General features: G+C 50.9%; 23 protein-coding genes. 2 read left to right on the forward strand and 21 right to left on the reverse strand.

Going from position 1 to position 20,476, the window contains the following annotated elements:
• Positions 1 to 15 precede the first annotated feature (15 nt).
• Both DAQ1742_RS11785 and DAQ1742_RS11790 read right to left on the reverse strand, forming a co-directional pair.
• Positions 16 to 291 carry a putative hemolysin gene (locus DAQ1742_RS11785; RefSeq protein WP_035341390.1) on the reverse strand — a complete coding sequence of 92 codons (276 nt, stop codon included), beginning with the start codon at positions 289 to 291 and terminating at the stop codon, positions 16 to 18.
• 134 nt (positions 292 to 425) lie between these two features.
• Positions 426 to 923, reverse strand: coding sequence for a membrane lipoprotein lipid attachment site-containing protein (locus DAQ1742_RS11790; RefSeq protein WP_035341387.1), 498 nt, complete (start codon positions 921 to 923; stop codon positions 426 to 428).
• 648 nt (positions 924 to 1,571) lie between these two features.
• On the opposite strand from DAQ1742_RS11790, the gene DAQ1742_RS11795 reads away from it, so the two are divergent.
• Both DAQ1742_RS11795 and cor read left to right on the forward strand, forming a co-directional pair.
• Positions 1,572 to 1,784 carry a hypothetical protein gene (locus DAQ1742_RS11795; RefSeq protein ID WP_067486869.1) on the forward strand — a complete coding sequence of 71 codons (213 nt, stop codon included), beginning with the start codon at positions 1,572 to 1,574 and terminating at the stop codon, positions 1,782 to 1,784.
• A gap of 62 nt (positions 1,785 to 1,846) precedes the next feature.
• Positions 1,847 to 2,089 (forward strand): phage exclusion lipoprotein Cor, encoded by a 243-nt coding sequence (gene cor / locus DAQ1742_RS11800; RefSeq protein ID WP_145916176.1) that lies wholly within the window; start codon positions 1,847 to 1,849, stop codon positions 2,087 to 2,089.
• Positions 2,090 to 2,100: 11 nt separating this feature from the next.
• On the opposite strand, the gene DAQ1742_RS11805 is transcribed toward cor, so the two are convergent.
• The 19 genes from DAQ1742_RS11805 to DAQ1742_RS11900 all read right to left on the reverse strand — a co-directional run bounded on the left by DAQ1742_RS11805 (position 2,101) and on the right by DAQ1742_RS11900 (position 20,469).
• A complete protein-coding gene (locus DAQ1742_RS11805) occupies positions 2,101 to 2,820 on the reverse strand; it encodes a hypothetical protein (protein ID WP_145916175.1) in 720 nt (239 codons plus the stop codon).
• 2 nt (positions 2,821 to 2,822) lie between these two features.
• Positions 2,823 to 3,107: a hypothetical protein gene (locus tag DAQ1742_RS11810; RefSeq protein WP_145916174.1), complete on the reverse strand. Its 285-nt coding sequence runs from the start codon at positions 3,105 to 3,107 to the stop codon at positions 2,823 to 2,825.
• Positions 3,108 to 3,122: 15 nt separating this feature from the next.
• Positions 3,123 to 4,037, reverse strand: a complete 915-nt coding sequence (locus tag DAQ1742_RS20395) for an LPD38 domain-containing protein (protein WP_232046470.1) — start codon at positions 4,035 to 4,037, stop codon at positions 3,123 to 3,125.
• Positions 4,028 to 8,509 (reverse strand): MuF-C-terminal domain-containing protein, encoded by a 4,482-nt coding sequence (locus tag DAQ1742_RS20400; RefSeq protein WP_197731758.1) that lies wholly within the window; start codon positions 8,507 to 8,509, stop codon positions 4,028 to 4,030. Before DAQ1742_RS20400 ends, DAQ1742_RS20395 begins: the two co-directional genes overlap by 10 nt.
• Positions 8,510 to 8,726: 217 nt before the next feature.
• A complete protein-coding gene (locus DAQ1742_RS11830; protein ID WP_180706129.1) occupies positions 8,727 to 10,031 on the reverse strand; it encodes a hypothetical protein in 1,305 nt (434 codons plus the stop codon).
• Between the two features lie 530 nt (positions 10,032 to 10,561).
• Complete coding sequence (locus DAQ1742_RS11835; protein WP_145916173.1) at positions 10,562 to 11,050, reverse strand: hypothetical protein; 489 nt, start codon at positions 11,048 to 11,050, stop codon at positions 10,562 to 10,564.
• 26 nt (positions 11,051 to 11,076) lie between these two features.
• Positions 11,077 to 11,844 (reverse strand): hypothetical protein, encoded by a 768-nt coding sequence (locus DAQ1742_RS11840; protein ID WP_180706130.1) that lies wholly within the window; start codon positions 11,842 to 11,844, stop codon positions 11,077 to 11,079.
• The gene (locus DAQ1742_RS11845) at positions 11,802 to 12,440 is read right to left on the reverse strand and encodes a hypothetical protein (protein ID WP_180706131.1); all 639 of its coding nucleotides are present in this window, start codon (positions 12,438 to 12,440) and stop codon (positions 11,802 to 11,804) included. Before DAQ1742_RS11845 ends, DAQ1742_RS11840 begins: the two co-directional genes overlap by 43 nt.
• Before the next feature lie 11 nt (positions 12,441 to 12,451).
• A complete protein-coding gene (locus tag DAQ1742_RS11850; RefSeq protein WP_067486860.1) occupies positions 12,452 to 12,727 on the reverse strand; it encodes a bacteriocin in 276 nt (91 codons plus the stop codon).
• Positions 12,727 to 13,104 (reverse strand): hypothetical protein, encoded by a 378-nt coding sequence (locus DAQ1742_RS11855; protein WP_067486857.1) that lies wholly within the window; start codon positions 13,102 to 13,104, stop codon positions 12,727 to 12,729. Before DAQ1742_RS11855 ends, DAQ1742_RS11850 begins: the two co-directional genes overlap by 1 nt.
• Positions 13,105 to 13,106: 2 nt before the next feature.
• Positions 13,107 to 13,781, reverse strand: a complete 675-nt coding sequence (locus DAQ1742_RS11860; protein WP_067486854.1) for a hypothetical protein — start codon at positions 13,779 to 13,781, stop codon at positions 13,107 to 13,109.
• 8 nt (positions 13,782 to 13,789) lie between these two features.
• Positions 13,790 to 14,098: a hypothetical protein gene (locus DAQ1742_RS11865; protein ID WP_232046473.1), complete on the reverse strand. Its 309-nt coding sequence runs from the start codon at positions 14,096 to 14,098 to the stop codon at positions 13,790 to 13,792.
• Positions 14,099 to 14,174: 76 nt separating this feature from the next.
• Positions 14,175 to 15,338: a phage tail tip fiber protein gene (locus tag DAQ1742_RS11870; protein WP_067486849.1), complete on the reverse strand. Its 1,164-nt coding sequence runs from the start codon at positions 15,336 to 15,338 to the stop codon at positions 14,175 to 14,177.
• Positions 15,335 to 16,957 carry a hypothetical protein gene (locus DAQ1742_RS11875; protein WP_067486846.1) on the reverse strand — a complete coding sequence of 541 codons (1,623 nt, stop codon included), beginning with the start codon at positions 16,955 to 16,957 and terminating at the stop codon, positions 15,335 to 15,337. The genes DAQ1742_RS11870 and DAQ1742_RS11875 overlap by 4 nt, the downstream gene beginning before the upstream one ends.
• A gap of 77 nt (positions 16,958 to 17,034) precedes the next feature.
• A complete protein-coding gene (locus tag DAQ1742_RS11880; RefSeq protein ID WP_083961020.1) occupies positions 17,035 to 18,357 on the reverse strand; it encodes a prophage tail fiber N-terminal domain-containing protein in 1,323 nt (440 codons plus the stop codon).
• Positions 18,354 to 19,013, reverse strand: coding sequence for a phage adaptor protein (locus DAQ1742_RS11885; RefSeq protein ID WP_067486842.1), 660 nt, complete (start codon positions 19,011 to 19,013; stop codon positions 18,354 to 18,356). The genes DAQ1742_RS11880 and DAQ1742_RS11885 overlap by 4 nt, the downstream gene beginning before the upstream one ends.
• On the reverse strand, positions 19,013 to 19,594 hold the full coding sequence (locus DAQ1742_RS11890) for a hypothetical protein (RefSeq protein WP_067486839.1): 582 nt from the start codon (positions 19,592 to 19,594) through the stop codon (positions 19,013 to 19,015). Before DAQ1742_RS11890 ends, DAQ1742_RS11885 begins: the two co-directional genes overlap by 1 nt.
• Entirely contained in the window at positions 19,594 to 20,028 is a 435-nt protein-coding gene (locus DAQ1742_RS11895; protein WP_067486836.1) for a hypothetical protein, read from the reverse strand. The genes DAQ1742_RS11890 and DAQ1742_RS11895 overlap by 1 nt, the downstream gene beginning before the upstream one ends.
• A 57-nt stretch (positions 20,029 to 20,085) precedes the next feature.
• Positions 20,086 to 20,469 (reverse strand): hypothetical protein, encoded by a 384-nt coding sequence (locus DAQ1742_RS11900; protein WP_067486833.1) that lies wholly within the window; start codon positions 20,467 to 20,469, stop codon positions 20,086 to 20,088.
• Between the last annotated feature and the right edge of the window lie 7 nt (positions 20,470 to 20,476).

Consider the following 20,476-nt stretch of genomic DNA (forward strand, 5'->3'; position numbering starts at 1 on the left):
CCCTGCCTGCGTCACTCAACCCGCCGGGCAGCGGCCATTCAGCAGTGCGGTTTCATCACAGCGCTTGCCGTTTGCCAGCAGGCATGTGCCAATGCTGGCTCCGCTTAGCTGACGCGATAACCCCATGCGCCCGCCAGCCAGCATACAGTTTACTTCTGCGGGAGTTCCCTGCCCTTGGAAGGCGCGCGGTGCTGTCACCGTGGCGCGACTTTGCCCTTTGTCCACCGGCTCGCTACTGCAAGCTACCAACATCATTGCGGCTGTTGTTATCAGCCATTGCGGCAACGTCATGATGTCACCTGCTCCTGAGTCTTATTATGAGTTTCCAAACATGCTGTGTCGTAAGATATTTGTCCCGCTATCGAAAGCACGAAGCTGACGGGTTCGGCGGGTGCAATGCCACCATCCCCGTTAGCCCATTCCGGTTAGCGGTCTTCTATCGAATGCATTTCGACTTTCTGCTCCAGCGACGCTTCAACCTTGATATCATCGGTGAGTGTCAGCAAGGTTTTTTTACCGGGCGTCACTTCCACGCTACGCTGAGGAATAAGGAACTGGCGCACGCTCTCACCTTCAACCATATCCTTGCCATTCTCGACGCCGTGCTGCGCCCGCAGCAGATAATTCACCGCACCGTTATACGTTATCCGATAACCGTTACTTGAGGGCTCAACCCGGTAAGTCAGCGTGATTTTCGGCAACGCCGCACGGTACGTGCCACGGATTTCATCCCAGCGGGCAGGATTCCCCGACAAATACACGTTCTCCACCCAATTGGTGTTTTTCTGCAACACATGGGCAGTGGTGTAAGAAAAATAGTAAGGCGAAACAAAGGTACTGCTCAGGCTGGTCGTTTTCGTGCTAAACACGGAACAGCCTGACAACATCGCCGTGGCCACCACGGCCAAAAGCAATTTTTTCATGGGTATGGTTCTCTTTTTCACCAACACATTCACCCGGATAAAGGCCCGTCTCCAGCGACAAGGTGCTTGAGTGCGTCACACCCGCCCTGACTGCGCCCACAGCATAGCAGTGATAGCCCGGTTTGATAGCGGGAAAAAAGGGCCGCTGGCAGGATATTTGTGGCTATCGACACTCGCGCTTTCAGTATGCGTATTTCATACTATAACCACATGAAAAACATCGTTCTCTAAGAAGAGAATCTCACAGATACATCACCCTCATCTGATTTCTGCACTGTATTTTCTCGCAGGCAGGCACTCTCGCAGGCCTCGCTGTTGTTAACCGTAGCCAAGCTTTCGCTTGCCATGTGGCCTGCCACGCACTTAATGGTACACTTAGCCCCCAGCAATGCTGGAGCACCGGCCCCATGAACACGAGTTACCGTTAAATGTCAGAAAATCAATCTGTTACACCTAAACAGCAGTACAATCTCAACAAGTATCATCTTGAAATATAAATAACTGATAGTTTTAATTTTTATTTATATTTCATGATGTTGCTTTATTATAAGTTCCACCATGAGATACCTTTTACTACACATTTATTGCCCTTTTTTTGCCCTTTTCTCTTTTTTTGCCTCTAAACTTGCCCCTAAACCAAGAGGAAATATGTCATCCACTATCTTTATTTTTTGCCTCATTCTGACTGCCATTATGATGACCATTCACCCCGCTCTTGCCATTCCGTTCGGTGCTGCTGCGCTGATGATAGCGAAGAAATGCCGAATGGATTTGAATAGCGATGGAAGTATCGTTTTGGGGATTATTGGTTTTATTGCACTTCTGACGCTGGCAATGTGCATCAGGAGCACAATAAGATAAACTCTCGGCAGCAACTCACACTGACTTTCATTAGTGATATAATAATTCACAAGGTAACTAATATGAATAAACTATTTCACTTGATTCCTGTCATTTTACTAACCTCAGCATGCACCCCGCCAAAGCCCCCCACATGCTGGGGGAAAATAGAAATAGGCAGGCATATATACGACCAGCCAATATATGAAAAAAGAGCAGGCTTTAAACAGCCAGAATATCTGGTTGGTGATGCATTTAAATATACATGGGTTGAAGGAAGCAAATTCAAAAATTTATCAGACTGTGAGAACAGATTTCCGCAGTAATAAATGGTTTATCAGTATCCCGTAACATCCACAATCATATACTGTGAGTCGGAGCTATTTCGCGTTTGATTAGCTCCGCCACTTTCATACAGTGACTGCTGATAGAGTTCCATATGTCGTGACATATTTCCTCCTATACTCGCTATTCTCACCCCGTCATAGTACCATGTTGACATAACTTCACCGCCATTAATTCTTTCTGTGTAAACATACCCTACTTTGTTCGTGACTGCCGCAAACCGCCTCCCCATTGGCAACCCTCTGACAGAATCTGCACCCACTGGCCCAGATAACTCATCCCAACCTGATGGTGCATAACTCTCCACTGAATGTACTCGCAAGTATTGATTATCACTGTCAAACGTAACATAACCATCCTTATTTCTGATTATTAACCCACCTGTACCAGACCTCGTTAATATCCCGACATCAAAGATATAATAGTCACCAATCACCGCTGAATTAACAGATGATGAATCAACATAAATAATAGTATAGGTATATACATTTCCATTTTTCTTAACCGAAAGCAGTGACGCGTGATGACTAGAACAGGATATAGCTAGCAGTGGCGGGAGATTGGATTTTGCATTATAGGTTATAACCATGCAATCACCAATATTCACATCCCAATTCATAGTTAGTTGCCCTTTCTGAGATAAATATAAATTAAACACCTCAGAATCGATCAGCGTTATACCGCTGTCGTTTACAACCCGAACAAATGCCATTATTAATAAATCCCGTAAACACAGAAGCAACGAACATCCCTGGTCGTTGCCACTGTGATGGTATTCCCGTTAATTACCGCCGAGGGAGGTGTGCTCCAAACGCCAATATCGAATTTTATTTGCTCTGCCGAGACAGACACCCACAGTCGTCCACCATAAAGATCCGGGATGGTGATGGACTGAGATATTCCCGGTTCAACCGTAAAATATCCCAATGTTTTTGTAATGCTATTTGACAGATCCAGTACAATATTACCCGCCGCATCCCTGATGATAAAAACTGCCACGCCAATCCCCCACCTTTATCGGTCAAAATACGGATTCACTCTTTCTACTGCCTGCTGATAGAGTGTGTTTCGCTGGGCCATCATGCGGTTAATGCGCTCTCGCTTCTCGTCTGCCGATAGCGTGCGATCAATACGCACCATCTCGATACGATCATTCAGTTGGCGAACCGCTTTCTGTGTTTCTGTCATCATTTTCCGTTTTGATAACAGCCCGGCACTTTCTGTCTTCAGGGTGCTGGCATCATCCTTACGCCCTTGTTCCCGATAGGCATTAATCGTGCGGCTAATCTGATTGGCCTGGTTCATCATGCGGTAGAAATCATCGGCGAATTGCGTTGATTTGGCAGGGTCAGAGCCGCGCAGAAACGATTTGATAACCGGCAATTCATCCAGCCGCAGTGCTGGCGTTTCGCCGGCATCACTGAACTGCCGCGCAACAATATTGGTTGCCCCCAACACATACGCCCCCAGCGTGCCGGTATACCCCTGAACAATATGATCCAGCATCTTGGGAGACAGCCCGGTCGCCGCGCCGATTTCACGCATCAGTAAGCTGGTTTGGTCATTGTAGCGCGCGGCAGCAATCAGGTTACTGTCTGCCATGCTCTCGATAGGGCCGCCACGGAAGAAGTCATAATTCACATAGGCTTCTGCCATCGGCTTCACCACCTGTGGGATGGGATTGAATGCCATCGTTTCAAGAAAATTTCTCGCGATGACTTTGCCGAACTTACCGGGGGAATCTTCACCGCCCAGCATACGCACGAAACGCTCCGACGTTGTGCCAAACATCAGGCCGATTTCAAAGGGCTTAGGGAAACGAACGTGTTGATCACCTAAAAAGAAATGCCAATAGGCATCTTTATCCCAGTCAGGCAGTTCTTTATAGCGCTTATCGTCCCAGTTCAGCGCCAGAAGAGCTAAAGACAAACCAGCGATATACCCCCTCGCTTCAATACCTCTCGTGGATCGTCCTTTATCGCCCTACCCAGTTTGCTCATCCCCTGCAGGCGGGCATTGAGAAACGGCACCACATCGGTCAGACCGATAATCAGTTTGCTCGAGCCCATCATGCTGAAGTCCATCAAGTCGCGCGCTTCAAACGCCGCCTGTGCCTTACTTTTGCCGGATTTTAATGCAGCATCATAGGTGGCCACGCGGTTAGCATTTTCCGCCCCTTCACTGATATGCCGGTATTTCTCCCATGCGGTTTCCAGCTTATCCAGTACATCCTTGCCGCTGCGTACCAGCGTCGATTCGAATTCACGCATCTGGCTGTCGCTGTATCCTTTGCGGCGCAGCACTTTGCGGATGTTGGCTGCCGACCCTGTCGGATCGTAAGCGTTAAGATAACCACCGCCAAACGTAGCGCCAGCGGCCATCATGTCCACCAGTGTGTCATCCGTGGCCAGCGCTTTGCGTAGCCCCTGCAACGAGGATATCCCGGCACGAAAACCATCTTTATTGATGGCCCAGGAATGCAGGGAGTCACGCATAAAGTTGCGCAAAATGAAGTCCGGCATCGCCGTCGTGCCGATGGTCAACACCCGTTTAGCCTGGCGCGCCGCTTTCATGAACACGGAATTGCTGCGCTCCATATCAATCATGGTGAACGCGCGATAGAGGTCTGGATCATTGACCTGCACCAGTTGCTCCTGCCCATCGACGTACACTTTCACCACATTTTTCCCGATGCGTTCGTAATCTATTTTGTTCGGTTTCTCGATCACCTCAACGACGCCGGTATCCGCCAGATTCACCACTGACCGGCGCATCGCCTCGTTTTTCATCGAGGCATCGACCGATTTCGCCACATAGTTAAACAGGTTTTCAATCGGGTCTTTGATAGTTAACTCGCTGCCTTTCAACTTGCGCACCGTGCTGCTTTGGTTGGCCACGCCGCGTGTCGTCCAGGGGCCGTGTGCCTCGCCGTTCTCGGCTTCTCGGAAATACGGCAGATACCAGGCATCCTCCCACATCACCCGGCTTTCAGGATCAATCAGCCCCATGTCCTGTTGCAGATCCAGAATCGACTTGATAAAGGCATCATATTTGCGTTTCTGATCGGCAAACAACGCTTCGTTACCCCGATTCAGGGTTTTCATGTACGCAATTTCGTCTGCCGTGAAGTTGTTTTCGCGTCCTTCCGCCATCAGCCGTTCAGAGCGGTGCCCGGCTATCCACTTCAGGAAGTTTTCACGCTGGTTGCCCAATGCGTCGAATATCCCCATCAATGAATCGGCTTTGCCCGTTCCCGGGATACGCTCGGTAACGCCCTCTTTTTTGTTGTACCGCACTAAACCGTGCTCCCACACCACGCCCGAAACCGCACCGGCACCGGCTGCCATGCGAGCGGCGGTGTAGCCCGACACACTGGCGTCAAAATCCCCCGCCGCGTCTTCAGCGTATTTCAGCGGTGCCAGGCCATCAAAGGTGCGGGTGTTCAGTTTGCGGAAGGTTTCGCGCCACCACTGTTTCAGTTCCGTCCGATCGCTGTCGGCAGCCATCTGGTAGAAGTCCTTGGCTTTATCAAACCAACCTTTATCAACGTTAAAGCCCATTTTGCGGCTGGTTTCTGCATCCATTGCCGGGTTGCCGGTGCGTGAGTACAGGGCCTTGTTCTTGCGGATATCGGCGGATGAGAGTATATTTTGATCTGAACCTTGATAAGAACGCTCCTCCTTGGGCAATTGGAGCCCCTGTGAATGAGGGTTATCAGGGTTTTCTTTTTTGCGACGATACAAGACCAAACCTTCCCTCTCCATTGTTTTGATCTTCTTGCCTTCTTCTGTGCCATAAACCGACGCGATCCGGTTTACCTCTATACGCCGTTGTGCTGCGCTCATATGAACCGCTGAGACAACAGGGTTTCCGTTCATATCATTTGCTTCGAGCAACGCAACGACAGCATTATCCTGTGTGGCTGAACGATATATAGTAATGGGATCGTGCATGAGTTCGGGGAGATGTTCGATCACCGATAAAGGGACGTCATGTTTCACCCCATTAGTGGCTTTGCGCACCGTATCGCGATTGATATACATGTCCAGATTCGGCGCGCCCAAAGCACGTAACACTGGGGGAGTTCTGCCTATCCTGATGGACATGTCCCCAGACCGCATCGACCGCATGGCATTACCCAGTTCAGTTCGGTACTGTTCTGCCTCTTCCGGCAGTGGTCGAAGCGGATCGGTGTCGTCTGCTTTCGAATACAGCGCATCAGTGCGTGAAAACGTATCCTCAAACTCGCGCGTACCGGGCTTCTCATTGGCATACATCGCCGTTTTCTTAAAGCGGCCAGTGATGGTGCGCAGGATATTGCGGATTTCCGCCGGCGTGATGTCGGCATGGCTGATTACGCCTGCTTTTCGAAGCCCGGTGGTCAGGAGTGAGATAAAGCGATCCCACATGCCCCCAAGCCCGGTGAGCTCGCTGCGCTCTGCCATATGCGCCAGAAATTCATTGGCCTGCTCCTCCAGCGATTCGTTGCCGTAGGAACGTTCCACCTGGTGCCATACCTCTTGAATCGTTTTGTTCTTGCTCTCACGCGTCTGGTGCAGCACCCGCATGATGCGGTCATATTCCACATCACCAATCACCGACGCCAGCCCATGATGGGCGATGATTTCATGGCTCAGCTTGGCGCGCAGCTCACGCGGGCCTGCAATATTGTCGGCGATGACGATCACCCGGCTGAGTTCTGGCTGATAGATAGCGTGCACAGTGCCAAATTCCGCCGGGATACCATTTGGCATCATAGCTGCCGCTTCGGCCTGCGTTTGCACGGCCTTCACTTTGATTTTAGCTGCGCCGTTCAGGTGAGAGACGAACAGATCGGAGGCCAGTTGCACCCGGTCGCGCAGCATTCCCGTTTCTGGTTTGTGTCCGTCTCTACTGAAACTGCCATCGTGAATAATGTTGCCCCCGCCAATATCCACCCCAGAAACAGCAACGCCCCCATTTTTGGAGGCGTTGTCGTTGAGGGTCTTGCGTAGCTTCTCCAGCTTTTCATCCAACTCGGCACGGTTATCTTTCAGATAGGCCCGCGCCTCTGCGCTGTCTTTAAACCCGGCTTTTAACGGTAATACCCGTGTACTGTCTTTATATCCTAAGAACACCTGCCCATCGGCCTGACGACGAAACACCTCAATCTTTGCCGGTTTACCGCTATTCTGTGTGGTGCCACGCGGTTCCTCACCGAAACCGGCAGCCTTTCCTTGTTGTCCATATTCTGGAGCAGGAAGCCGTACCGCATACCCCCCCTCAACCTCTTCGACCGTGGCACCTGGCATTTTCCCCCACTTTGAGTGACGGGCCAGAGGCTCACTCGTGAAGGGGCGATTTTTCGTGTAGAACTTCAATTCACCGACAGGTTCACCGCGCGCATAGGCTTCCGTTGTCGCATCGACAGGCACACCTGCAACACGGTGGCGCTGGTCGGGCAACGCGGCTTGATTATTGCCCCCCATTGCCTCGGTAAACTCTCGCGTCTTGCGCTGAGTGCGTGTTTCCCCAGATGTAAATTGTGGCGGCTGCGCTGTCTGCCCCTCATCAATTGTCGGTGAACCAGAAAAAATAATGCCTTTATCCTCAATAGCATGTGTCGGCACCGTCTCGCTGTCATAGGTTTGGCTGGCTCGCCCCACCTCATTGCCCGCCTGTGGGCGTTCGGCGGGAATAAAAGACTGTCCGCGCACCTGCCGCCCGGCATCGAACTGCGGCCCGCTGCCCGCAGCCCGTTCATCGCTCATCATCGGGTGAAGCTCCCCGGGCATGGCGATAACAGATGTTTGCCCGGGGGCTGGCAGTCGAGGTGTGCGTGCTGCCCGGATTTTTTCAGCCTGCTCAATAATGGCCAGCTCCTCTGGCGTATATCCCTGATCGCCCTGCCCCATTTGTTGGCTAATGAGTTCTTCAGCCGTTGGCGCGTATTGTTGCTCTGCCAGCGCGCGCTGGACATCGCTATCGTCAGCGAACCCCTGAATGCGTGAGTCTTGGCGCAGATACGCCGGCGTATCACGGAATGCGTCCATACGCCCAGGGGGAATGCCATTTGGTGATTGATTATCTGGTGTGGCTGATTGCAGCGACTCCACTTCAGGTGCAGACTGCTGATGGAGGGGCTGGGGCGCAGGCTGCTGCTTCCCTTTGGCATCAATACCGAGACGCTCTGAAAGCACGGTGCGTACAGCCTCATGCTGCAATTGTTCTTCCTCAGAGCGCTTAGGGTTTTCATTCAATTTGCGGTATGTCGTCAACAGTTCATCATCGGACTGTTGCTTGAATGCCTCTACCTTTTGAGCAATTTTTTCATGCTGATCCAGTTCATCGAGTCGTTCACTTGCCGCCCGTTTCAATTCACTGTTATTGGTCAAATCCGCACTGGCATACTCTCGCAGCATGGCAGCACGATCTTGTGTTGCATACCGCTGCCTTGCCTCTTCATAGGGTGATAATGCTGGTTGTTCCGCCCCTCTGTTACGGAGATAACCGGGCCACCATCACGCCATTCACCGGTATACCCAGGTGGGGGCGCATCATCACCCATTTTCACTACCGGGATAGAAGAGCCATTATCCTGATTTCCTTCCTGGTATGATGCTTTCCATTCAGGTGTATCTACCGTGCTATCGGGCGATTGATTGGCGTGGTGCCCACGCATCCCCCAACAGCACCAGCAGCCCCACCCATGCCCGCCCCTACAACGGCATTGTTCGCCCCGACCTCCAACACATCTTTCATCGGGTCGATTTTCTGCCCGGCAGTGCCGATCAACTGCTGGTTTTGGACATAGCGCTGCCCTGCACCCTGAGCAAATTCAGTCGCCCCTTCAGAGAGAGCGCCAGCCGCAACACCTGATGCCACGCCACTGGCTGCCCCTTTCTTCGTCAACAATGACAGCAGGGTGTGATCTCCGAGGGTGGAGGCGGCGATATTTACCGCCAGCAGTCGTGGGTCTGCCGTCACCGCCGTAGCCGCGCGATCGGCTACCATGTTGCGTGCAAGCGTCAATTTCTGCGTATCATCCAGCCTGGCATACTGCGGATCAGAATCAACGTCTGAAAACGCCTGCTGAAATGTCTTGCTCTGCGTAAGTTCGTCAAATGAAAGGGCATTGATTTCGTTGCGCATGTCAATGCCACCCTGCCCCTGAGCAGACGCCGCCATGGTGCCAACAAAAGTGCTTTTACCTGCAACGGCGGCCGCACGATCAGCCGTTTCCTTTGCTAACTGACGGGCAGCCTCTTCCGGCATAGATTTGCTGAGACGATTGAAAGCCGCGCGCTCCGCCATCTCTCGCGCAGCGCTGGCCCCAACTTTCGACATAGCCCCACCGCTAATCAATTGCGCGATGGTCGGCACGGCATTGATTAGCCAGGTATCCTTATCGAACAACCCTTCTCCGGCACGCAACCCGGTAATATTGCCTTCCTTGTTCCGTTCTGCGCTTACAAAATCCAGAGAGGCCGCTTTTTTTGCTCCGTCACTGTAGGAGTCTTTGATCTTCTGTGACGCAGCGCCAGCCAGACTGCCGACGCCCTGAATAATGGCACTGCCCGCACGGGATAACGGGTTTCCCGCAGTCTGGCGCATAACCGCCATGGTTTGGTCATCAATGCCATATTGTTTTTGGTACTCCCGCGCTTGAGCATCTGCTTTATCATCAAGAAGCTGGTTGCCTGCTCTGAACAGCTCGCCACCGGCAGACACCATATCCAGTGGCGCGGCGACTGCCGCTTTCACAATATCGCCAAGCGTCACGCTGGCTTCGACCGGCTTTTTGTTCCAGTTTTCAGGAGAAAAGAACTGGCGATCGAAATCGGATAGCTCACCGGGTTGCTGAATATTCAGTCCCTGCCGGTTATTGTTCGCCGTTTGCTGTTCAGGGCGCTGCTGCTGTAACTGCTGTGGATCGTAGGCCATTGTCACTCCAGAATTCAGGCATAAAAAAAGCCCCGCTTTTTAGGCGAGGCTTGGTATCTTTGGGGAATTTAGCGCGTATTGGCTCTCGTGGGAAGTCTGTTAACGATGTGGTTTTAGGAGCAGAGAATAAACAAATCAGATACATCAGAAAACAACGTTATATAACCCAACGCGTATCCATAAAATTACTTCACATCTATTTATGAATGTGTATATTGCATGGTGCTATTTTTCTTTCCCCATTTAATGGGCTATTACTAATTATTTCATTGCTACTATTTTCAAGGAAAACATTGTGAACAAAATCATCATCTCTCTTATAGTAATGGTGTTACTTTCCCCCGCTGCATCATTCGCTAAGGGAGGGCATTATGCTGGTGGACATGGTTCATCCCATAAAGGCGGGAAATACTATAATCCCAGAACAGGAAATCACTATGAGAAACGCCATTAAATTTTAACTGCCACGTATGTTTTTATTAATCTGCACATTAATGAGTGGCACCGCCAGTGCCCACCCCGTAAATAAACTACTTGGTTTCTTTCTCGACTGAGAGATTCAACTTAACATTTTCATCCAAGGCGAACTCAACATTCTTTCCATATTGAACCTCTGCTGTTCTGGTTGGGATATTAACGTTCTGGATAGCATTACCCCCAATTGTCGTGAGCCCATTATAAGTGTGAATATTTAATGACGACAGGTAGTTAATTGTGCCGCTATATGTAATACGGCACTTGCTCTCATCGACAGGCGAAACATTATAATTAACAGTAACTTTAGGTCGTGAAGCACGATATGTGCCTCTAATGTCGTTAATTCGCTTTAAATCAACAGCAAGAACAAGTGTTTCACTTAACACCTTCGACTCAGCAATAAGGATGGATACACTCTGTGGAAGATAATAATCAGATGAATATGCCGCATTCAATCTCAACGCCTGATTATCATCCCGACCATGATTTGAACAACCAGCAAGTACAGATATAGCAAAGAATAAGCAAGCTATCTTTTTCATTTAACCACTCTATGAAGTTGAAAAAATTACCATACTACAAAAAACCTATTACCTTGCTCTACCTTCTGCATTCCTCGCAAATATTGAGCCGTGTAGCTGTCATTGTTTTTTGGCTGGTTATTCTGAGTATTAGGTACCGAGACGCCTTTTTGATATTCAGCATATTTCGTATCCAGTTGTGCAGGGTTTATATCACCTGTAAACGCGCCAGCAGATAACGCTTTCTGCGCAAACGCCACTTTGCCGGGATCATTACCTGCCCATTGTTGTAAGGCTGGGGCCGTTCTATTCTTGGTTTTTTGCCCAAATGACTCAGCAATCTGGTCATCCAGCTTGTCAAACTGGGTATTAATTGTTGAGGCATTATCCGGGTCTTTCGCCAGTGCTTTCGCACGTTCTTTTTGTGAGTTAATGGCCTGGGTGCGATATTCCTTTGCTTCCGCTCGATCTTGCTTAGAACTGCCGTTTACCAGACGATTCATGAATTGCGCCGTTGACGGGTCGCTGTTTATCGCTCCCACCATCTGCCCATAACCTCTGAATTGTGCCATAGCCTTATCAAGAGGGATAACCACAACGTTATCCTGCGGATCTGATGAGGCATATCGCGTCATTGGCTTCATTTTTGAAACTGAACCATCATCAAATTTGGTATTCACGGACAGGAAAATGCCGTTTCCATCCTCAGTGAGCCCAATATGGGCCAATTCCTTGTCCTTAATGGTTTTCCCCGTGCTGGGGTCTTTCTCACCTAGCCCACGTTTGATGTACGGTGCCAGAACCTTATCAGCCACACTGACGAATTGGGATCATTGTAATCCACCTGCCCGCTCATCACCTGTGGCATGATTTTATTCATGTCGCGAACGGTCTGGATTTTGTCCGGGCCAACAAATCGTTTGGGGCTGTACGGGTTGTCATCTGAGATTTGCCCGGCCAGACGTAATGCATCCTCATCCCATTGGCCATTGTTGGTTTTCAGCCGATCATAGAATGCCTGAACGGTTGGCATTTGCTCGGTCATTCGGCGCTGACGCTCCCTTTCTGTTCGCTGGTACGTCAGTTCATCGCGTCGCAGACTCAGCTCCTGCGCCTGTATGCCTACCCCGGCACGCTGAATGCCCAGTCTCTGTTGCTCCAGCGCTTGATTCAATCCAAAACGGCGCGCATCCTCTTTATCCAGACCAGTCTGCCTGTCAAAATTCCGTTTATCAGTTTCCTTTCCGTAATCAAATTGCTGTTGCGCCAATCCAAAGCTGCGATCTGCGTTCTGTTGTTGCTGTTGCATTTGTAAGCGACGTAACTCTGATTCCTCTCTGCGCTGTAGCGCACCGTCCATCGTGTTAAACCCGGCCAGAAAACCATCAGCCAATCCCCGCACATCCGCCATAAATCCCCCAATTACGAAAACAATGAGCCAGCAATTAAACCAACGGCGGCCCCAATTCCCATGCCAATTGGGCCACCCCATGAACCGTATGACGCACCTAAAGCCGCACCACCCGCCGCCCCCATTCCAGCCATCGCACCTTTCGTTTGGTTTGCTGCTGCCTTTTGCTGGGCTTTTAACTGCTCATTCGCTGCTTCACGCTGCTGTTCCTGTTCAGCGGCTTGCTGCATACCTTGCATACCTTGCTGGCGCGTCTGTGCTGCGATATCTATCAGTCCATATCCCATTATGTTTCACTCCCGATTTTGAGAAGCTCGCGAAGCCCTGTAGAGCCGCCGGTTAATATGCTCATCTGCCGATCGGTTTCTGCATCCCGAATGCCGTTCTTGGCACCCGCCGTTGCCAGCGCTGTTTTTAGCCCCAGGCTATTATCCGTGCCATTCTGCTGCGTTGCGCCATAGCGGGCCTGTTGGTTGGCTGCACCGACTGTTGCTGTGTTTAGCGCCTGCTGTTGTGTGGCATCCGCTCTGGCCAATTGGTTATTCATCAACTGCCCACTGGTTGATAGCTCCATCAACCCTTGCAGCCGAGGGTAGTAACGCTGCATCCAGTCGTCGTACTGTTTGCGCGTAATATCTGCGAATGTGTCTGACGCTACGCCCATGATTAACCACCTACATTTCTAAAATTCGAGCTCATAAAAGGCACATCCGAAACACCAAATACGCCACTGGAGTTACCACTACTTAATGTGGTTGTGGGTGTTTTTGCCGGAAAACTGGATAATCCTTTGCTCACCAGCGCGCCGCCAACCGTACCAATCAATCCTTTGCTGGCCTGCTGTTTAGATAGTGCGCTCTGTGCATCAGAAATCGCCTTCTGCTGCGATGCCGCCGCGATCCCCTGATACCCCTGCAATGCTTCGGCCTTCTGCCCCGATCCCATCGCCTGAACATCCTGCAACCCAGCAACATACTTATTTTGCTGATCGGTTTGTGCCCGGTTAGTTGCGTCAATCGTTCCCGCCACCTGGTCAGTGGCAATATCTTTCAGTGCCGACTGAAATTTCCCGCTACTCGGATCAACCCCAACGGATGCCAGGCCGTCAGCGGCCTGCCGGCGCGTTCGCGCAAATTCCTGCTGATAGCCAAGATTGACATCCCCTGCGATATTTCCGTACTTCTGCCCGTCATTTAGGGAGTCCACTTTCTCCATGAACAAATTTTCATAAGGCTTCAGTTCATTTTGATAAAGATTCCATTGCTTGCTGGCCACCTCTGCCGCAGCCATCTGTTGCGTCGTCTCTTTAACTTCGGTGCTACCACCGCCCCCTTTACCCATGCATCACCTCATACAGCTATTTTGAATTTCATCAGCCCAAACTCGTCTGGCAACCGCTCAAAACCCAGCCGCTGCGCCACCCGGATAAACCCCTTCCTGACCGTATAGAATTCAGCCCAACGCCCGCCAACCATACGAGTGAGTTCCTGAACATGGGGCAGCCAATACGCCAGCGCATCTTTTTTGGTGCTGACACCCAACCACACCACCACATACGGAATACCGTGGTAGCTACGGGGCCTGAGGACAATCCGCGTATCCTCCGTACCAAAGCAAAACGCCTGCTTTTTACGGCAGGCGTTTTGGATATTACTCAATAAATTAGTATCCCCAGACTCATACTCTACTCGTCGGGATAGTTGCAACAGCGCACGATTCAATGCACTCCTCCCGCTATCTGTCACGGCTACTGATTGTGATTCTTTCGACACCATTTTTATCGATAATTCTGATCTCATTATTAGATATATTCATTCCTCGACCATCTACAGATGATCGAATGCTCAATTCTCCTGATGCAGAGATACGTACCAACTCACCGAACGTTGCATTTCCCAATGGATCTACCGTAAAACCACCACTCTCTATTCGTGCCGTTTTAATGTACGGCGACACAATTTGAATACCCGCCCTCACGCTATCGGCAATAATGCTCTGGGCGGCCAGTATTTTTATAACCGCAGTTCGCATCACTGCCTCATCAATCACAACCTTGCCATCTGAGACAGCGAACGGAATAGCGTATGTATTTTTGTCATTCGGGTTATTAGGGTCGAAAATAAAAAACTGACTGGCAGCCACGGCAACCTGACTGATTGTATTACCGTTCGCATCACGACCTGCAACAATGCCAATACCCGCCTTTATATCACCCGCCTGTGCTTTGGTATTCCACAGTGATTGATATGCGGCCGACCCGTTTTTATCTATTCGTGAGATAATTTCTTTGTTTGTCTGAACGGCAGCTTTATTTTCTTCCATGCTTCGCGACAGATTTTCTATCAATGGCGAGGCATTTAACTGATCGCGAATAACATCAATAATCACAGCAGGGTCGGGATGCGTTTGCGCATGAGTCCCTTTAACATCGTTGAATGGGCCGGGGTCGCCTTCAGAATTGACATGGCGAACCCAGTAATAACCACTCCAGCCGGGGTCTACCGGGTCGCCGTATACACCAGCTGCCGAGCTGGCAACGAGCACCGCGTCAGCCAAATTATCATCAGGCGATCGGTATATTTCGGTTAATGACCGGCCACGATAATTCGGCATATCCCATTCAAGCAAGACATAAGCAAACCCACCGGTCGCCTTGAAACCTGTCGGTTTAGTTGGCTTCTGCACTCCGCCCCCCGAGCCTGAACCGCCGAGCCCATTGCCTGGTGATAATGCGACTTTGCCGCCACCCAGTTGACGCAGATTCGCCAGCCCAAGCCCTGCCAAATCACCATACGTAACTGCCCGGTTTCGTCCATCACCGCGCTGCCCGGTTAACGTCTCAATATTTTCAACAACCGCCTCCTGGTCTCTGCCGGCCCTGAATTTGGTGCTGCTCATGCTGGCATCTCCTGCATTGACGTTGTCAGTGTAATGCGGTCAACTTGCGCATTGCCGTACACTTCAATCTGCCAGCGTTTGCCACGCATTGGCGGTAATTTCAGCAATGTCTCCCTCAGGCTGCCCGGCGGCAATTGCATCACCACTTTCTTATCGGCATACAGAATTACACCGATGGATGGCAGGATATCGCTCATCACACGCAGGCACGAAAATGAGGTATTTGATGGCGCAAGGAACAGTTTAGATCGCCAACGGAAATTCACCGGCACGCCCGTATTTAAGGTATAAAGCTGGCGGCCTTTGACAATGTAAAGCGTATCGCCCGATTCATCGTTATAGGCTGCATCGAATGATGTCGCCACATAGCGAATATCCATATTTACCGGGTCGAAGATGAACCCGGCAACACCGGAATCCGTGTCATACAGGGCAAAATACTCATTTTCCACCCGCCACGCCCGGATAGACGCCGGGTTAAAGCGCTGCCGCCACTGTTTCGCTTCTATGATATTGGCGGTGGCGATCGCAGCGGCTCCGTCGGCGCTGATTGAAACCAGTCCGTTGGGCGAAGCATATAAGGCAAAGCCGTCCATTGTGACCATACTTTTGCGCGATACACAGGACAGCGCGATCAGGGAGTGGCTGGACGTGATATTGGATGGCGTGATCCCCGAGAACACATACGGTATCCCTTTCGTACCCACGATAAGCGTCGTGCCCACTGGCGTGATTGCAACGATCTCATCTCGCGTCGTTTGCTTGTTCGCGTCCTTCCATGCGTATGGTAGATATGCCTCACTGAACATCACCTGATTGCCCATGAACCCGGCGGCTATGCCGTTCGACATCATACATAGACCAATCATGCCATCTGGGGGCATGTTATGGCCGTAGGTTTCCAGTGACGCGCTAAGTTGGGATTCAGACAGGTTGTCGATGAATGTCGCCACAGCAATATCCAATTCCGCAACCAGCAAAAAATCAGCCGACTCGCTACTCGTCGCAGATCGGTATATCCGCCGCTTGGTGATGTTGTGGTTTTGCTGGCCGGGTGGCTGTAGCCGTAACTCCACCGAGCTCCCCGAATAGGCGATCGTCAATTCAGCCGATGCGGGGCCCGGCGGCCCTTCTTCGCCGTATGCGGTTACATAGGTCTCGGTGTAATACCGCGTTTCATCATCTTTCGGATCATTACTGCCAACGCCTGCTGGTGGTGTCACCGCACCGACTGTAATCGGATTGGCAGGCGCGGGAATGCCAAGGCGAAAAAATGCGGCGGGATAGTTTCCGCTTCCCTTTGTGGCAATTAACGCGCTGGTTACTTTCGGAAAATCACCATCCGTGTAATAAACACGCCCATAATCATCGTTCGCCACCGGGCTGCGTATCACATCAACAGCCTTATTCCAGGCAAACCAAAAATTGTCACGGTAACGAAAGAGCGTTTCCGGTTTGATGGCGAAACTCTTCTGTTGATCGACATCATCCAGCATAGGGGTGATAACGCCATGCCTGAAATGGCAGCCTTGCGCTAACGTTGAGTTGGCATCAGGCAATAGGTGTTCGACAACGCGTGGCATTTCACCACGCATCGCTGTGATATCAATGGTTGCCATGCTAAAGCCCTGGAGTTGGTGCGAGGAGGAAACAAAAAAGCCTCGCTGTCAGGCGAGGCTTGGTATCTTTGGGGAATTTAGCGTGCATCCAATTCAGACAACCGTACCGATAGCGCTTCAATTAAACTTTCTTGCTCATTGATTTTGTCAGCCAGCGCCAGTATCGCCTCGTGATGCAGCGCAGCTGCTACGCCATACGTATCAGGGGATAGAGCCCGCTCCACAACATCGCCGTTCGGTAATTTAACATCGTTTGTTTCAATTACGGCCTCAGGAAATACGCGCTGAATATCTTGTGCAGTAATCCCGATACCGAACGCGCCGTTTGTTTTCCATGTCCATGTCTGGCCGCGCATCCGCCGCATTTTTTGCAGTGGCTCGGTGATCGGGCCATCCAGATTTTTTAACCGTTCATCAGATGTTGGAGACCACGATGCGCCAGTCGCTACACCCGAGCTATTAAACATCCAGGCCACATACGTGTTGTCGTGACTCAGTTGGAGTATTCCCGTCTTTGCCGCCGCCGCTGCTTGCTGAACAACCTGCGGATAGATGAAAAATGACACGTCACTATACACTCCAGATAAAAATCTCGATCCCACCGCAACCCCGTTGCTGTATGTTCCCGCCACTGGGGTTGATGCAGGAGATGCGCCACCGGCGATAACCTCTCCTATTACCGCTCCACCGCTTCGACCGCCTATTGTTCCCAGACGAGCATCGTCACCAGCAGCAACCGTCCCACTTGATGTCCCCACATTACGTGTTGAGCTATTCCCCAACCCTAAATTATTGCGAAAACTGGCAGCATTAATTCCTGTGCCATCTTTTTGTGCAAAATTCGACACATCAATTGTTTTTGCCCACACCTCAGCCTGCGTGGCAGATTTTTGAGCCGTTGCTGCACTACCGGCTGCCGATGATGCTGCGTTGGATGCGATACCCGCTGCATTACTTGCATTGTTTGCAGCTTGCAATGCTGATGCCGCTGATGCCGCCGATGCATTCGCGCTGTTCGCCGCCGATGATGCTGCGTTTCCTGCGACAGAAAGCTTCTGATTAACATCTGCCTGAATCTCGCGGAAATAGACAATAATTTGCGGCGTAACGGCTTGCTCCAGCCTCGTTTTTTCCAGCAAGTCGTTAATGGTTGTCGGCGTGGTATCCTTGTTGATAGACACTGAGCCGTAAACGGCGTTATTACCCGCGTACTGAACTGAGATGGAATAATCACATAGCTCGAGTGAAATGGCGTACTCGCCTCGGCCATTGGTCGTGGCAGAGGCCGAAAAACCATTTAGGACAGAATGCCCATTCGTTATAGCGGTAAAGGTGATTTCAGCGCCAGGGATAACCATGCCAGCCGGGTCAATTAACACACCGCTTATCAATACGCTCATTGAGCTCCCCCGCCAGATTGCACCTGTTTTTTCTGTCCCATTGCCTGATCGGTCTGCGCCTTAACGCCCAGCAGATCGACAAATGTTTGGTAATGCTGAGAGGACAACATAGCGTAGTTGCCATTTTCACTGTCTTTGCCGTATGCCCGGAACAGAATCCATTCCAGCACCGGATTGATATAGAGCTCATCGAGGGGAAATGCCCTGCTAACATCAGCCCGTAAATCACCAATGGCAGCAGCCTGAGGTAGGCGCGATACGCTAATCTCAAGCGAAACACCTGATGTGGCACCGGGGAACAGATAAAACGTGCGCGGGGTTTGCTCATCATAACAATAGCGCTCAATTGGCCCAGACAAGGTATGCCAGTCTGGATACTGGTAGTCGAGCATATTGCGCGCAATCACCTGAATAGCTCGCCCACCAACAATACGTATGACATCTAAAAGACGAAGCGCGCCATCAGGCAACTGCTGCCGTGTTCCCGGTTGACAGGCAAATACCTCTACCGATGCGCCAGCATCAGGGCGAATGATAATGACAGCGTTAATCGCATCATTGAAGTAATCCAACAGCTCAGATTTAGACCAGCGCAGCCAATGTGTATCAACAAGCTGGGCATTGGCCCGGCCAATAACGTCATTGATTGTGATCATCAGTAAAACTCATGTCGTCGAACAGGATTTCGAGTGCGGGTAACGGGAGAGTTATCAAGAGCATCGCGGTAAGCCCGGCGAAACCCCTCAGTAAAAATGGCGCGGAAATAGGCGGCACGCTGTGGATCGCTCCATGGTTTGCCCGGCATGATATACAAGTCTTCCAGCGCTCCGGCCGCCACCACGTCAGTATAATCATCAGCTAATGCGTCAGGCACTTCATCAGCATCACGCCGGGGCTCTACCGCAAATAGCACAGAAATACTGCTATATGCACGGCTGAATACCAGATGATTGGCTGACATCACCGTAAAATCCGTACCGGCATCCAATTCACTGGGTGTATCGGGGCTGCTTAGATTGGTTATGAGTAAACGCTTGACGCATTTCACCAGCGGGCTCCCGGTTAGTGAATACGCAACGCCAGGCTGTACATTCGTCAGCAACACGATATCACGGCAGAATAATGATTCCCGGCAAAAGGTGATCGCTGCTTCGCGTATTGATTGCCGCATCATGATATCCAGCGGGCCGGCAATATGCTTACGGACAGACGGGAGAAAAACGTCAAGCGCTGCCATTATTCTGTGGCCTTTGCTTTGATGGCATCACGAACACGAACACGGAATGCGTCGGCTTTTTCCTGCGCACCCTGTTTCAAATCCAGATCTTCCGCTTCAACCAGTGTTTTTAATTGGACGGTGGTCAGTTTCGCCAGGTCAACATCATCATTCCCGACCGTCACTACCCAACTGTTGGCGTCAGCCTCAGCTTGCAACCGCGCCAGCTCTTCGGCCATCCGCGCTGTCTTTAGCGCTTCTTCCTCTTCATGTTGTTTAAGCACAGCGCCAGCATCTGACTCCCGTACCCATACTGTAGGAAACGCGAGCAACTGGTGAGCTATCGCGCTATCAACATCAACCGGGACAAGACGCGGAAAAATTAGCCGACTATTGGTTATGGTGTCGCGCTTCTTGTCTTTGCTGCCGATGTACACAAGCGAGATGGTATCCATAAAATCCACTCCTTAAAACAGAAAACCCGCCATTGCAGCGGGTTTGGTGATAACACATCAATAACCAACAACGGTGTATTTGACGAGGACAATCAGACTACCGGTAGCAACACCGCCGGCAATGGTTGCGATAACCTTCTCTCGGTCAGTCTGCGTGGTATACGGTGTCACGGGGACTGATTTCGCGACCGCTGCCGAATGTGCCGCCGCGCCAACAAGCACTTTGTCACCACTTTTGATTTCCAGCGTTACGTTTGCACCCAGTGCGTCACTGATAACATCAACGCCGTAAATGCGCATACCGATCGGCATTTCAAGCAGCTCGACAACATCATTGATAGCAGCGGCTTTCAGAACCACCTGGCTCTCTGCGATAGAGAAATTCCCTTCGGCCCCCTGATAGATAGCATCACGTAACGAGGGCGACTTAATTATTGCCATATCATCT

Source organism: Dickeya aquatica (genome assembly GCF_900095885.1).
In the GTDB taxonomy this organism is placed as follows: Bacteria; Pseudomonadota; Gammaproteobacteria; order Enterobacterales; family Enterobacteriaceae; genus Dickeya; species Dickeya aquatica.